Origin of the sequence: Solibacillus faecavium (genome assembly GCF_014836905.1) — a bacterium.
GTDB lineage: Bacteria > Bacillota > Bacilli > Bacillales_A > Planococcaceae > Solibacillus > Solibacillus faecavium.
Genome location: NZ_JACSPZ010000005.1, coordinates 154828 through 169726, shown reverse-complemented (window position 1 = coordinate 169726; position 14899 = coordinate 154828). Strand labels below are relative to the sequence as shown.

Annotated in this window: 13 protein-coding genes; 8 read left to right on the top strand and 5 right to left on the bottom strand. The window is 37.0% G+C overall.

All coding sequences use genetic code 11. From position 1 onward, the window contains the following. Positions 1 to 133 precede the first annotated feature (133 nt). The 3 genes from murC to H9635_RS12370 all read left to right on the top strand — a co-directional run bounded on the left by murC (position 134) and on the right by H9635_RS12370 (position 2699). On the top strand, positions 134 to 1432 hold the full coding sequence (gene murC, locus H9635_RS12380) for a UDP-N-acetylmuramate--L-alanine ligase (RefSeq protein WP_191700614.1): 1299 nt from the start codon (positions 134 to 136) through the stop codon (positions 1430 to 1432). 232 nt (positions 1433 to 1664) lie between these two features. Continuing rightward, the gene (locus H9635_RS12375) at positions 1665 to 2180 is read left to right on the top strand and encodes a DUF948 domain-containing protein (protein WP_191700613.1); all 516 of its coding nucleotides are present in this window, start codon (positions 1665 to 1667) and stop codon (positions 2178 to 2180) included. Positions 2181 to 2213: 33 nt separating this feature from the next. Beyond that, on the top strand, positions 2214 to 2699 hold the full coding sequence (locus tag H9635_RS12370; RefSeq protein ID WP_191700612.1) for a YtxH domain-containing protein: 486 nt from the start codon (positions 2214 to 2216) through the stop codon (positions 2697 to 2699). 498 nt (positions 2700 to 3197) lie between these two features. Here the strand turns inward: H9635_RS12370 and H9635_RS12365 are convergent, their stop codons facing one another. Beyond that, entirely contained in the window at positions 3198 to 5345 is a 2148-nt protein-coding gene (locus H9635_RS12365; RefSeq protein ID WP_191700611.1) for a cell division FtsA domain-containing protein, read from the bottom strand. A gap of 179 nt (positions 5346 to 5524) precedes the next feature. On the opposite strand from H9635_RS12365, the gene H9635_RS12360 reads away from it, so the two are divergent. The 3 genes from H9635_RS12360 (at position 5525) to ccpA (ending at position 8648) form a co-directional block, all read left to right on the top strand. Next, on the top strand, positions 5525 to 6610 hold the full coding sequence (locus H9635_RS12360; protein WP_191700610.1) for a bifunctional 3-deoxy-7-phosphoheptulonate synthase/chorismate mutase: 1086 nt from the start codon (positions 5525 to 5527) through the stop codon (positions 6608 to 6610). Positions 6611 to 6731: 121 nt separating this feature from the next. Continuing rightward, positions 6732 to 7493: a 3-hydroxybutyrate dehydrogenase gene (locus H9635_RS12355; RefSeq protein ID WP_191700609.1), complete on the top strand. Its 762-nt coding sequence runs from the start codon at positions 6732 to 6734 to the stop codon at positions 7491 to 7493. 156 nt (positions 7494 to 7649) lie between these two features. Next, complete coding sequence (ccpA, locus tag H9635_RS12350; RefSeq protein WP_191700608.1) at positions 7650 to 8648, top strand: catabolite control protein A; 999 nt, start codon at positions 7650 to 7652, stop codon at positions 8646 to 8648. 73 nt (positions 8649 to 8721) lie between these two features. On the opposite strand, the gene H9635_RS12345 is transcribed toward ccpA, so the two are convergent. The 4 genes from H9635_RS12345 to H9635_RS12330 all read right to left on the bottom strand — a co-directional run bounded on the left by H9635_RS12345 (position 8722) and on the right by H9635_RS12330 (position 11706). Next, positions 8722 to 9135 carry a universal stress protein gene (locus tag H9635_RS12345; RefSeq protein WP_191700607.1) on the bottom strand — a complete coding sequence of 138 codons (414 nt, stop codon included), beginning with the start codon at positions 9133 to 9135 and terminating at the stop codon, positions 8722 to 8724. Positions 9136 to 9240: 105 nt separating this feature from the next. Then, positions 9241 to 10404 carry an acetoin utilization protein AcuC gene (locus tag H9635_RS12340; protein ID WP_191700606.1) on the bottom strand — a complete coding sequence of 388 codons (1164 nt, stop codon included), beginning with the start codon at positions 10402 to 10404 and terminating at the stop codon, positions 9241 to 9243. Next, the gene (locus H9635_RS12335) at positions 10401 to 11048 is read right to left on the bottom strand and encodes an acetoin utilization AcuB family protein (protein WP_191700605.1); all 648 of its coding nucleotides are present in this window, start codon (positions 11046 to 11048) and stop codon (positions 10401 to 10403) included. The genes H9635_RS12340 and H9635_RS12335 overlap by 4 nt, the downstream gene beginning before the upstream one ends. Positions 11049 to 11073: 25 nt before the next feature. Beyond that, positions 11074 to 11706 (bottom strand): GNAT family N-acetyltransferase, encoded by a 633-nt coding sequence (locus H9635_RS12330; protein ID WP_191700604.1) that lies wholly within the window; start codon positions 11704 to 11706, stop codon positions 11074 to 11076. A gap of 164 nt (positions 11707 to 11870) precedes the next feature. Between H9635_RS12330 and acsA the strand changes: the two genes are divergently transcribed. Beyond that, positions 11871 to 13598, top strand: a complete 1728-nt coding sequence (acsA, locus tag H9635_RS12325; protein ID WP_191700603.1) for an acetate--CoA ligase — start codon at positions 11871 to 11873, stop codon at positions 13596 to 13598. Between the two features lie 256 nt (positions 13599 to 13854). Then, a complete protein-coding gene (gene argC, locus H9635_RS12320) occupies positions 13855 to 14889 on the top strand; it encodes an N-acetyl-gamma-glutamyl-phosphate reductase (protein ID WP_191700602.1) in 1035 nt (344 codons plus the stop codon). The last annotated feature ends 10 nt before the right edge of the window (positions 14890 to 14899 follow it).

Here is a 14899-nt window from a genome sequence, read left to right as displayed (position 1 = left end):
GAATGACAATAATTTTTGAATTGTCGTTCAATTATTGTTACGTATATTTAGTGCTATAATGTATGCATAACTTTGAAACAACAAATTGATAATTTCAATGGGATCAATGTATCCTAGGAGGGTTTTAACAATAATGACACGCTATCATTTTACAGGTATTAAAGGTTCAGGAATGAGTTCACTTGCGCAAATTTTATTTGATGCTGGAGAGCAAGTACAGGGTTCTGATGTTGATACGTATTATTTTACAGAGCAACCTTTACGTGAGCGAGGAATAGAAATTCTTACTTTTGATGAAAATAATATTAAAGAAGGCTTAACAATAATTGCAGGTAATGCATTTAATGATGACCACCCAGAATTAGTACGTGCACGTGAATTAGGTTTAGAGGTAATCCGTTACCATAAGTTTTTAGGAGAGTATAGTAATCGCTATACATCTATTGCTATTACTGGTGCGCACGGTAAAACATCAACAACTGGATTAATGAGTCATGTTGTAGGTGGCTATATGCCAACTTCTTATTTAATAGGTGATGGTACGGGTTCTGGTGCACAGGATGCATCGTACTTTGTAATGGAAGCATGCGAATACCGCCGACACTTTTTAGCCTATCATCCGGATTATGCAGTGATGACAAATATTGATTTTGATCACCCTGACTATTTTACGAGTATAGATGATGTTTATGACGCATTTCAGCAACTAGCTTTACAAGTAAATAAAGCAATCATTGCATGCGGAGATGATGAACAGCTTCAAAAAATTCAGGCAAATGTACCTGTTGTGTATTATGGTTTTGATTCTGCCAATGATTTTTCAGCTCGTAATATTGAGAAAACAACAGAAGGTACTAAGTTTGATGTATATGTTCGCAATGAATTTTACAGTAAGTTCTTTATTCCACTATTTGGGGATCATACAATTTTAAACTCATTAGCGGTTATTTCGCTTTGTCATTATGAGGGTATCCCAGCAAATTTAATTCAGGAACGACTTAATACTTATGGTGGGGTAAAACGCCGCTTTACAGAAACAAAAATTGGCGACGTTGTTTTAGTGGACGATTATGCACACCATCCTACTGAAATTGCCGCTACTTTGCAATCAGCACGACAAAAATATCCGGAACATAAAATTGTTGCGATATTCCAACCACATACATTTACTCGAACAAAAGCTTTTTTGCAAGACTTTGCGGATAGTTTAAGTGGGGCAGATAACACATACTTATGTGATATCTTTGGTTCTGCTCGCGAAAAACAAGGCGAACTTTCAATTGATGATTTAGCATGTCTAATCGAAGGGTGCACTGTATTGACTCTTGATGAGATTAGCGATCTTAAAAAGCATGGAAATGCCGTATTCCTTTTCATGGGAGCGGGAGATGTTCATAAATATCAAGATGCTTTTGAAGCTATTTTGAAATAAAAAGAGAAAAGCAGCTTAACCTGGATTAGAGGATAAGCTGTTTTTCATACATAATTGATAGAACTAATAATTATAAAGGGTTTTATTAACTGATAGATTGGGAAATATGACAATATGGACAAAAGGCACATTCATTTTTGAATGAAGTTTTGGCGAAATATGTTTTTCAAAGAAAAGGATTGTCAGGTTTTTTGTCGAATGTTTAAATGGACTAGATATAGGAGGTAACATTATGGAAGTACTACTTTATATTGCTGCATTAGTAGCTGCAATCGGATTTTTAGTATTATGTGTAAGCATCGGTATGACACTGTTTTCTGTAAAGAATACATTGAATTCTATTGCCGGGACAGTTGCTGGAATTGAAGGGCAAATGGAAGGCATTACCCGTGAGACGACGAGCTTACTTACAAAAACAAATGCATTGGCTGATGATATTTCAGAGAAGTCGGAGAAGTTAAATTCTGTAGTTCATGCAGTTAAAGGAGTAGGCGATTCTGTAAATAGTTTAAATTCTTCAGTACAACGTATTACTACATCAATTTCCACAGAAGTTCATAAAAATGAAGATAAAATTGCACAAGTCGTTCAGTGGAGTAATGTCGCAATGGGTATCGCAGATCAATGGCGTCAGCGCAAGCCAATTAACGATGAAGATGTAATTTATACGAGTACTAAAACAAATGAAACACCACCAAATATGAGTTCAAAATCAAAATTTGGGTTTTTGAAGAAGAATAATGGGTAAAATTATTTTAAAATGTCAAGGGGGAGTATTGTGATGGAAGAAAAACGAGTTAACTATCAACAGATTAATGATTCAATTTATGATGATGAAAAAATTCATGTAAAAGATTTTGTGATTGGTGCATTAGTTGGCGGAATAGTAGGGGTAGCTACTGCGTTATTATTAGCTCCAAAAACAGGCAGTGAAATGCGTAACGATGTTGCTGTACAAGCTGTAACTTTGAAAGATAAAAGTATCGAGCTTTCAGGAACAGCAAAGGAAAAGACTGCTCAACTATCTACTCAATTAAAAGAACAATCTTCATCAATTGTTGAAAAAGTAAAAGGGAAAACAACAAAACAACCACCAGTATTTGATGATGGAACAGCATCTTCAGAAGGGGAAGAACCATTACCTTTAGACGAAGTAGATAAAGTAGATGATCCGAAATCTCAGGCAATAGCTGCTGAAAATGCAGATCCTGATACTTTAAATACAGATCCGGATCTTGCAAATTCTACACGTCATACTGATATGTAATAAAAGCAAAAAGGCTTCCAATAAATATTGGAAGCCTCAGACTGTAGACAAACTTGAAGGAATTCGGGATTGCCTACAGTCTTTTTTTATTAAAATAAAGTTAACTAATGAAAACCGTTAATTTCCATTCCGGGACCGATGCTTTCCCCGGGCACGGCTCCAGCTAACTAAATTGTGCCTACAACGGCAGGCACAATTTAGTGGATCTTCCGCGCGTGCTCCTGCGGTTACTCGTCGCAAAATAAATTTCGCTGTTCCCGGTGGAGTCACGGTCCCTCCACTCCAATCAACTTATTCATCGCTTTAAATAAAGTGAGAGATAGGATATCTACGATGACTAGTATTCAATTCAAATCAATGAACATAAACAACTTATTCCTGTTAAGCATCGAATAAAAATTTATAATAAAAAGACAAAAGGTCTCGAGAGACCTTTTGTCGACAATCTGAGGCTTCCAATAAATTTTGGAAGCCTTTTTTATTGTTGAAATTCTATGATTATTTAATTTCTGCGAGCTGAATTTCTAACAGGTCACCACCGAATATTTCCGCATCAAATGTTGAAGGCTGTCCATTTCGTAAAATCGTGAAAGAACCTTTAAATGTGGTAGGAAGCTGCCAAGTTGAAAAACGGAAAACATCCTGATAAATCCACTTTCCCGTATCCTTTTCAATAATCTTAATCGTAGCTCCATTTGGTACGGTTGAAGTACTTTGAACAATTTGACCATTGACGTAGAACTCCCGTGCCGTTTTGGCAAGTTCTACTTGTTCCTGCTGGAATGTGACAATCACTTTTTCCTCCAAAAGCAAATTTAAAGATGCTGCTATTTGTTCTGCAGAAGGCAACATAATTTGCTCAAAGGTAATTACATCCCCTGTTTGGATAGGATAATGAGTTTTAGCAGGCTTTCCATTTATAAAAAGTTGCGAAGAAAACTCCGGTAAATAAACGGGTTTACCATCTAGATGAACACAGTAAGAACTAAACTGCTGGAGATGTTTCGTATTATTCGTACTGTTGAAAGCATCTTCTACCGTTGTAACTGTTTGGACAACAATGACATCACGATCCTGTATAGGAGTATCCAGTTTCACTGGCTTTTCATTAACTATTACTTTCGGCTCTATTATGTATTTTTCCTTACCTATAGTTATCTTTTTAACAGCTGCCTCATCAATAATGTCACGAACTGTGGCATATGCATCAGCACCATCTTTTCCTGGAATAAGCTGAATTTTATCGCCATTTTTTATTAGTGTTTTAGTGGAAGCTATTTCCCCGTTTAATACTATTTGTGCAGGCTGTCCATGTTCTCCCGGTACAAATACATTTTGACCATTCACTGTAATAGATAAACCGTGACCTAATCTGCCATACAACTGTTTCGCACGGATATTCGCTGCAAGAAAGGCATCGCCTACTGTCATTTCTTTTAATTCGAATAAACGAACAACTTGATCATTAACTGAGATGGACATGTAATGAATTGGTGATTTTTGAGCTGCAATTGCAATGCCAATCGGTGTGACAAGTTCAGGTGTTGCAGGGATATGTTCTGCACGTGTTAAATTCTGAATAGCATTTACATCACGAACAGCTACACGATTCGCAGGTAGGTTCAATACTTTTCCAAGCTCTTCCGGAAGATGAGGAGTTAAGCTCCCGCCACCTACAAGCATAACGGCCTTAGGAGGAACATTATTATTTAAACGTAAAATTTCCTCACCAATAGATTTTGCTAGGTTTTCAATTGCGGGAAAAATGGCTTTTACCACTTCTGCTCGAGGAATATATTCGTCAAATCCTAAAATATCCTGAATTAAAATTTCTTCATTTGTATGCATTTGGCGTTTCGTTATTTCAGCTATCGGAAAATCCAATAAATAATGGTCACTTAAGCTTTCAGTAATTTCATCACCGGCAGTTGGTACCATTCCGTATGCAACAACTGTACTTTTATCCGTAATTGCAATGTCCGAAGTTCCCGCACCAATATCAACTAGCGCAACATTCAACCGACGCATTGTTGGGGGGATAAGTACATTAATCGCCGCAATAGGCTCTAAAGTTAAAGCTTCCATTTCTAAATCTGCACGTTTTAATGCAGCAAGAAGTGATTCAACAACTACCCGTGGCAGGAATGTTGCGATAACTTCTACAGAAGCTTCATCACCTTGCTGATCGAGTAGGCTACCAATTTCTTCGCCATCTAACCGGAAATACAAAACGGAATAACCGACACAATAGTAATGATTATTTTTTACATCTTCTTTATGCTGCAATAATTGCTGTTGGGCTTGTTGGACAGCTTGAAGCTCTAACCTATTAATATCTTCTTCAGTAAAAATTGGTCTGTTTTTTATTGAAAGTGTGACAAGTGCTTGCTCAGTTTTTAATGCTCGACCTGCTGCTGCGACACTGACTTTTTTCAATGGACCATGTGTTTCTTCCAATTTTGTTTTAATCTCCTGGATGAGCTCTGCTACATACAGGACGTTATGTATTTGACCATCAACCATTGCACGTTCTTTATGTTCCTTCACTAAAATATCTGCGACATGATATTTATCTTCGTGTTGTTCTAGAATAATGCCAACAACGGAGCGCGTTCCGATATCAAGTGCAAACAATTTATTTGTCATATGATAACGCTTCCTTTCAATTTATTATTACAATATACTTTAGCGAGTTGAATCGCTAAATTAAAAAGACGTGACATTCTACAATAGATTGATTATAATAAGTTTATTACTTAAAAATGTATCATACTTTTAAGTTATCTGAAAGAGAAGGATACGCAAAGAAGAGGGGTAAGAGGAATATGAGTCAACAGGATTTAGAAAGCTTACGTAGTCAGATTGACAGCTTAAACTTGGAAATTTTACGATTAATTAATGAACGTGCAACCGTTGTAGAGGAAATAGGTAAAATAAAAGAGAAACAAGGCGTGAATCGCTATGATCCACTACGTGAGCGCCATATGCTTGATTTAATTAAAAAGAATAACAATGGTCCATTAAATCAGATGACGGTTGATTATATTTTTAAACAAATCTTCAAAACAGCATTAAAACAATTAGAAGCAGAGAAGAAAAAAGAATTGCTAGTATCACGTAAAGAAAAGTCAGAAGATACTGTCATTAACATTAACGGTGAACTAGTTGGATCTGGAACACCTTCATTTGTATTTGGACCATGTGCAGTTGAGTCATATGAGCAAGTTGCGGCAGTAGCTGCCTCTATCCAAGAAAAAGGATTAAAATTAATTCGTGGCGGTGCATACAAGCCGCGTACATCACCATATGATTTCCAAGGTTTAGGGTTAGATGGATTAAAAATATTAAAAGAAGTTTCAAAAGAATATGGTTTAGGGGTTATTACAGAAATCGTAACACCTTCAGACTTGGAGCATGCACTTGACTATATCGATGTAATTCAAATCGGTGCCCGCAATATGCAAAACTTTGAGTTATTAAAAGCAGCAGGTTCAACGAATAAACCTGTCCTATTGAAACGTGGTTTAGCAGCGACAATCGATGAGTTCATCCATGCTGCAGAATATATTATGTCAAAAGGAAATGAAAATATTATTTTATGTGAACGTGGTATTCGTACATACGAAAAAGCAACACGGAACACATTAGATATTTCGGCAGTTCCTATTTTAAAGCAAGAAACACATTTACCAGTCATGGTAGACGTTACACATTCAACAGGTCGTCGTGATTTACTGCTACCATGTTCTAAAGCAGCAATTGCTATTGGAGCAGACGGTGTCATGGCGGAAGTACACCCAGACCCATCAATTGCATTATCTGATCAACAACAGCAAATGGATATTCCTACTTTCAATGCGTATTATGATGAAATATTAAAATTCATGAAACAATACGAAGTATCAAAATAATATTTGATAAAGGCTATGTTGAATTTATTCGACATAGCCTTTTTTTTAGCTATATTTATTTGACTCATGGTGCATATTAAATTACAATTTTTTCTAAATAGCATTATAAAGGGGAAGTTGTATGGAGCAAAAGATTGCATTAATTACTGGGGCAGCACAAGGTATTGGGTTTGAAATTGCGAAAGAGCTGTCAAATAACGGGATTAAGGTTATAATTTCCGATAAAAATGAAGAGAGATTAAAACAGGCAGTTGAAGAGGAGCCTAGTTTAGGTTATTTATTATGTGATGTTAGCGATGAACGACAAATACAACAATCGATTGACGCTGTAATCTCCCAATTTGGTGCACTCCATATCGTTATAAACAATGCAGGCTTTCAACACGTGTCAATGATTGAGCAGTTTGATACGGAAATTTTTGATTTGATGCAGAAGGTGATGGTTGTCGCACCATTTATTTTTATGAAACATGCATTGCCGATTATGAAACAACAAAAATATGGCAGAATAATTAATATTGCTTCTATTAATGGTTTAGTCGGATTTGCAGGAAAAGCCGGCTATAATACTGCAAAACATGGGGTTATCGGATTAACTAAAGTAGCAGCACTCGAAACGGCTACCGATGGAATAACGGTCAATGCTATTTGTCCGGGCTATGTCGATACTGAACTCGTAAGAAATCAATTCGAAGATTTAGCGAAAACAAGAAATATTGCAGTTGAGGATGTATTAGAGCAAGTCCTGTATCCTTTAGTACCACAAAAGCGATTGATAGATGTTTCGGAAATAGCAGGATTGGTTGTATATTTATGTAGTGAGGCAGCAAAAGGCATGACAGGGCAAGCAATTGTCTTGGATGGTGGTTATACAGTGCAGTAAAATAATTTTTTTGCAGAAATTATAGGTAAAACTAGTTATTCACTAGGTTTTGGATTGAAAAAAGAAATGAAAATATTATATGATAAAACTATACATATTATTAGTTAATCTACTTTAAAAATAAAAATCGTATAACATGCTAAAGGGGGAGATTTTTTGACTGTCACAATTTATGATGTTGCGCGTGAAGCAAATGTTTCAATGGCAACAGTATCACGTGTAGTGAATGGAAACCAAAATGTTAAGCCAGCTACAAGAAAAAAAGTGCTGGAAGTGATTGAGCGTCTTGAATATCGTCCAAATGCTGTAGCACGTGGCTTAGCTAGTAAAAAAACAACATCAGTAGGTGTCATTATCCCTGACATTTCGAATAACTTAAATGCAGAGCTTGCTCGTGGTATAGAAGATATTGCGACAATGTACCGCTATAATATTATTTTGGCAAACTCAGATCAAAATGAAGAAAAAGAGTTAACATTACTCGATACGATGCTAGGAAAGCAAGTAGATGGAATTGTCATGATGAGTGAGGAAGTAACAGAAACGCTCCAACGGGCAGTAGAGGCTTGTCCAGTCCCAATAGTTTTAGCTGGATCGATAAGTTCAACTGAAAAAGTTGCATCTGTGAATATCGATTACTACAAGGCAGCTTTGGAAGCAGTTCAATTGCTGATTGATAATGGTCATACGCGTATTGCTTTTGTTTCGGGTCCTTTACAATATACAGTTAATGGTGAACGCAAATTAGCAGCTTATAAGGATGCTTTACAAAAGGCAAATATTGCCATTGATGAAGTATTAATTGTTGCTGGGGATGGGTCATATGACGATGGTTTGGAAAGTTGGGTAAATTTAAGTGAACTAGAGAACCCACCTACCGCTATTTTTGTAGGTAATGATGAACTTGCAATTGGTTTAGTTCATGGAATTCAGGATAGCGGGAAAATGGTACCAGAAGATGTAGAGATTATTAGCTTCGAAAATTCCAAACTGGCTCGTATGGTACGCCCACAATTAACAAGTGTTGTATTGCCTTTATACGATATTGGGGCAGTTGCAATGCGTTTATTGACGAAGTATATGAATAAAGAAGAAGTCGATGATCAGCATGTCATCTTACCACATCGAATAGAACAGCGTGATTCAAGTAAATAACAAAAAAGCCTGTCACAACAATGTGGCAGGCTTTTTTGTTCTATGCTACTTGGATTTTGTAAATCATTAATAATTATTTTACTAATAAAGTTGAACAATTAGCATTTTTGGATACGTATGTACTAACACTGCCAAATACCATTTCCTGCATTGTATTTAATCCACGACAGCCAATTACAACTAAATCTACATTGTGATGGTTAGCATAGTTTGAAATCATTCGACCTGCAGGACCATGTACGATTGTTAATTTTAAATGGGGATGATTACTTTTTACATAATCAATTTCACGCGATAATTTTTGAATATATTGTTCATCTGTTTGAGTGAGGGTTCCCATATGTAACGGTTCATTTGAAATAGCTTCTGTAGGTATTGAAGAAATAATCTCAATCAACGATTCCTCTGTAGCAATGCCGACAGCATCTTTTGCAGCACGAAATGAATTTTCAGAACCATCGATAGCCAATAAAATATGTTTATACATGTAATAGCCCCCAATTTTCTTTATTCTATTTTAGTATATAGGAATATCCCTATTTTAGGAAAATAAAAACTATACAATCTTTGACTAAAGATTGTATAGCATCTTTTAAGAACGATTCTTTTCTGTACGAATAATATGTAGCGCTTTTTCAAGCATTCGTGCATTTTTTTCTTCAATTTCTGCTTTTCGAGGAATAGCATCATATAAAGGTGTTGGATCATCCCAAGTCGGAATTAAAGGAACAGGTGATTCCTGTTGCCATTTATCAAGCCATTTTTGTGGGAGTGGACCAGTTGGTGTAGGTTGGTCGGTCATTTCTGTCCATATATGTGACCAGGCACGTGGTACTACACGCCAAATATCATAGCCTCCACCACCGACAGCTATCCATCGGCCACCACAATATTCATGGGCCAATTTGTGGGCAAGCTTTGGAATTTCCCTATAAATATTCATCGTTCCATACAAATGAGTTAAAGGATCAAAATAGTGTGCATCTGCTCCGTTTTGAGTTAGTACTACATCCGGTTTAAAAAATTCAAATACTTCACGCATTGATTGCTCATATATTTCTAGGAAGCTCTCATCTTCTGTAAAGGCATCGATTGGGAAATTAAAGGATGTACCATAGCCCTCGCCATTACCACGTTCCGTAATATTCCCTGTACCCGGAAATAAGTAGCGACCTGTTTCGTGGATGGACAGTGTACATACATTGGGATCATCATAAAATGACCATTGAACACCATCACCATGATGGGCATCTGTGTCTACATATAAAACGCGAAGTCCATACTTCTCCTGGATGTATTTAATAGCAACGCTGCTATCATTGTATATACAAAAACCGGAAGCTCTTCCACGGAAGCCATGGTGCAGTCCGCCTCCTAAATTTAGTGCATGCTGTGATTTCCCCTGCAAAACAGAGTCGACCGCCTGCAATGTACCCCCTACAAGCAATGCACTTGCTTCGTGCATATTTCGGAACATAGGCGTATCCTCAGTACCAATTCCAAATGGTTCACCCTGTTGTGCGGTTAATTCACCATGACCGGCTTTTTTTACAATTTCAATATACTGAGGGTCATGAGCCAAAGCAATTTCTTCATCTGTTGCAACACGGGCCGGAACGATATCCTCATCGTTTAAAGCCCCAATATTCTTAAGTAAATCAATTGTTAAATGTAGTCGTTTATGATTAAACGGGTGTGTGTCCGAAAATTTGTAAGTAAGTTGATCTGGAGAATAAATAAATACAGCTTTTTTCATAGTGAAACGCCAGGTAAATTCGGCCATAGTACATCGTATCCTTGCTTACGCAAATCCTCGATGATATGAAGCGGATTCATTACTTGTAATCGGACACTTACGATACGTGATTTTGTATTATCGCCATCAGGATATACAAGAACACTTACTACATTTGCTTTATTTTCCTGAAATACTCTTGAAATCTCAAAAAGCATGCCAGGTTGATTGCTAACTCGGATATCTATTTTTGAACCTGGCTGATGTGCCCCTGTTAATTCAATATATGTGTAAAGTAAATCTGTTGTAGTAACAATACCGACTAATTTACCGGCAGATACAATTGGCAAACAGCTGATTTTAGCATCATAAAATATTGAAGCAACTTCTTCAACAAAATCTAAAGGATGACCGACTATTGGATTCTTCACCATTATTTCTTCGATGGGTGAATCATAGATAGTAGAGTTCGGTTCTTCTCGTAAACATGATGGTAATGCGTTTTTTAAGTCATGATCTGTAATGATTCCGACAACTATATCGTCAGAACTTACAATCGGTACGTGGCGGATTTTTTCTTCCCGCATAAGACGGACGGCATCGCGTACCGTATTCTCGGGAAGGAGTGTATGTATATCCCTTTTCATAATTTCTTCGACAATCATTTTTCAATCCCCTTTGCAATAAGAATTAATACATGAAACGACTTCTAAAGCGAAGTTTGTCAAATCTTTCAAGTGTCTCGGTTCCTACACGTGACCCGACACGAGCCATTAAACAGTTTGCAGGATGGGACGTTATTTCAGGGTCGTCTGTAGCGTAATATTCAAAATTGGCGGTAGTCATCATTCTCTCCATCATATTCCGATAATCCCAAACTGATAAACCTGTTCCTTTGAGGTCCCAATGCCAATAATATTCAGTCGTGATAACTAAATAATCTTCCATAGCATCATCCATAAAGGAAACTTCGAGCAGTTTCTTTCCTGCACCCGTACCTCTATAAGAGGGTATTACCTCAATAGCACCAAGTTCAATCATATTAGGAATACGATCTTCTGCCCAACGCTCTAAAGGATCAGGATAAAGAAATGTCACATAGCCCACGATGATATCATCTTTTCGTATAATAATTATACGTCCTTCTTCTAGCCCGGCAATTTCGACTAGTGCTTTATGCTGTTGATGAGAAGGTCGAAATGCTTTCAGGTCTTCGTGTAATGAGTAGGATGCAAGTTTTTCTGAGGAAACGGGCCCTTCCACTAAAACATTACCATTCTTCGATTCGAATTCAAGACAATAGTATTTTTTTACATGATTCATAATCACACCACCTGCTTGTAATACCTCCATTATACTCTATTTAATGCGAAAATACGCTTTATTTTACGATAAATAACTAAATTGTTAGAAAATTATAAATGTTTTGCCCATTATAGTATTTTTATTGTAAAATGGTTGTATGTTTTAAAGAAAGGGGAAATTTCATGGGGACAAAAACAGTTGAAAAACTAGCAGTAATTCCAGGGGAACATAATTTGAAAAATTATGAGGATGCAGCTGCAAATCATGATTGGGTCAATACTGAGAAGGCATTTTCTTGGTATGAAACGGGGAAGATTAATATTGCTTATGAAGCAATAGATCGACATGTCGAAACACATCGGAAAAATAAAGTAGCACTTTATTATAATGATGGGCATCGAAAAGAGTCATATTCTTTCTTTGATATGAAACGCAACTCGAATAAAGCGGCAAATGTACTGAAGGAGAAAGCAAATTTGCGAAAAGGGGATCGTATATTTGTATTCATGCCACGTACACCGGAGCTTTATTTCAGCTTATTAGGGGCATTAAAAATAGGGGCAATTGTTGGACCGTTATTTGAGGCATTTATGGAAGGGGCCGTTTATGACCGTTTAATGGATAGTGAGGCAGTTGCAATTATTACAACACCATCATTATTAAATCGGGTACCTATTGAGAAGCTTCCACATTTAAAGACTATTTTTGTAGTTGGAGAAGATGTTGAAGAAACGGATAAAATATTAGATTTTAATAAATATTTCAAAGAGGCACCTCAAGATTTTGACATTGAATGGGTCGATAAAGAGGATGGCTCCATTTTACATTATACATCTGGTTCTACCGGTACTCCAAAAGGTGTATTGCATGTGCATTATGCAATGGTACAGCAATATCAAACCGCCCAATGGGTACTTGATTTAAAAGAGAATGACATTTATTGGTGTACAGCTGATCCAGGTTGGGTAACAGGAACAGCTTATGGCATTTTTGGACCTTGGTTGAATGGGGTTACTAATGTAATTATTGGTGGTCGCTTCAGCCCGCAAGCATGGTATGGTGCGATTGAAGAATACGGTGTTACTGTTTGGTATAGTGCACCAACTGCATTCAGAATGTTAATGGGTGCTGGTCCAAGTATGATCAGCAAATACAATCTATCTTCATTACGACATGTTTTATCCGTTGGGGAACCTTTAAACCCTGAAGTTGTGAAATGGGGAATGGAGATCCTAAATCACCGTATTCATGATACATGGTGGATGACAGAAACTGGCGGACATATGATATGCAATTTCCCGGCAATGGAGATCAAACCAGGATCTATGGGAAAACCAGTTCCGGGAGTATATGCTACGATTGTGGATGATCAGGGAAATGAAGTACCACCATACACAATGGGGAATTTAGCAATCAGAAAAGGCTGGCCAGCTATGATGCGCCAAATTTGGGGGAATCCTGAACGATATAATTCTTATTTTTTAAAAGGTGAATGGTACGTATCAGGTGACTCAGCATATAAGGATGAGGACGGATATTTTTGGTTCCAAGGGCGTGTAGATGATGTAATTATGACGGCAGGTGAGCGTGTCGGTCCGTTCGAGGTAGAAAGTAAATTACTTGAACATCCGGATGTAATAGAAGCAGGTGTCATCGGAAAACCGGATCCTGTGCGCGGGGAAATCATTAAAGCATTCATTTCATTGCGTGAAGGGGTAGAGCCAAGTGATGAACTTGAAGCAAATATTAGGGAATTTGTAAAAACAGGATTATCTGCCCATGCAGCACCACGTGAAATAGAATTTAAAGATAAGTTGCCAAAAACACGAAGTGGAAAAATCATGCGCCGGGTATTGAAAGCATGGGAATTAAACTTACCAACGGGTGATTTATCCACTATGGAAGACTAATCCTTTCTACATTTGCATATGCTATGGGGCGCTTACATATGTAGGCGCTTTTTTTACTATTAATATAATGAGGCTATAAGAAAGGCAATTAGTGCTTTTCACCTTAAATACTCAAATAATTGAACGATAATTTGGAATTATCTATGATTATATAAAAATACAGTTGACTAAATAAATATACATAACTATACTTATTTTTATCTTTTAGATTTCATTGATGTATTTTTTGGCAATAAAAAAATTAGAGGTGACAAAGATGAAAGTAAGTATTATTGGTGCCACAGGGTATGGCGGTCTGGAATTATTGCGTTTCTTGCATAACCATAAAGAAGTAGAAGAAATAGGATTATTTACATCATCTGAGGAAGGAACAGTATTTTCAGATAAATTCCCTCACTTAACAAACATTTATAATCAACCTTTATTGAAAATAGATTACGATGTATTAGCAAAATCCGATGTTGTCTTTGCAAGTACACCGTCTGGGGTATCTAGTACTCTATTTCCACCTTTAGTAAACCGAGGTCCAAAATTAATCGATTTATCAGGGGATTTTCGATTGAAAAACCTTGAAAGCTATGAATCTTGGTATAAAAAAAAGCCGGCACCGAAAGAAGCAGTTGAAAAAAGTGTATATGGATTAACAGAGTGGAATGAAGCGGCCATTAAGACATCGGATTTAATTGCAAATCCAGGATGCTATCCAACAGCAGTTCTCTTATCCATCCTGCCCCTTATAAAGCATCAGCTGATTGATCCAAGTTTTTTAGTCATTGATGCAAAGAGCGGAATATCCGGCGCTGGCAATAAACCATCAAATACTACACATTACAGTGAAGCAAATGAAAGCTTTTCAATATATAAAATTAATGAGCATCAACATATTCCTGAAATAGAACAAGCAATTTCGATGTTTACCGATACCGAAACAACTATTACGTTTAACACACATTTAGTGCCTATGACACGGGGGATTTTAGCTACTTCCTATGCACAGGTAACAGAAGGTGTGACCCAAAAACAATTAGTTGATTGTTTAACTTCAACGTATGAGAATCACCCTTTCGTACGTGTCATTCAGGAAGCGTCATCTATGGGAACTAACCGCGTAAAAGGTTCGAATTATTGCGATATTTATGTGAAGCTCGATGAACGGACGAAACGCGCAACAATTATTGGGGTTATCGATAACTTAGTAAAAGGGGCTGCAGGGCAGGCAATCCAAAATATGAATGTTCAGTTTGGGTTGCCACAGCAAACAGGCCTACAACTTGTACCGTACTTTATTTAAACATTAGGAG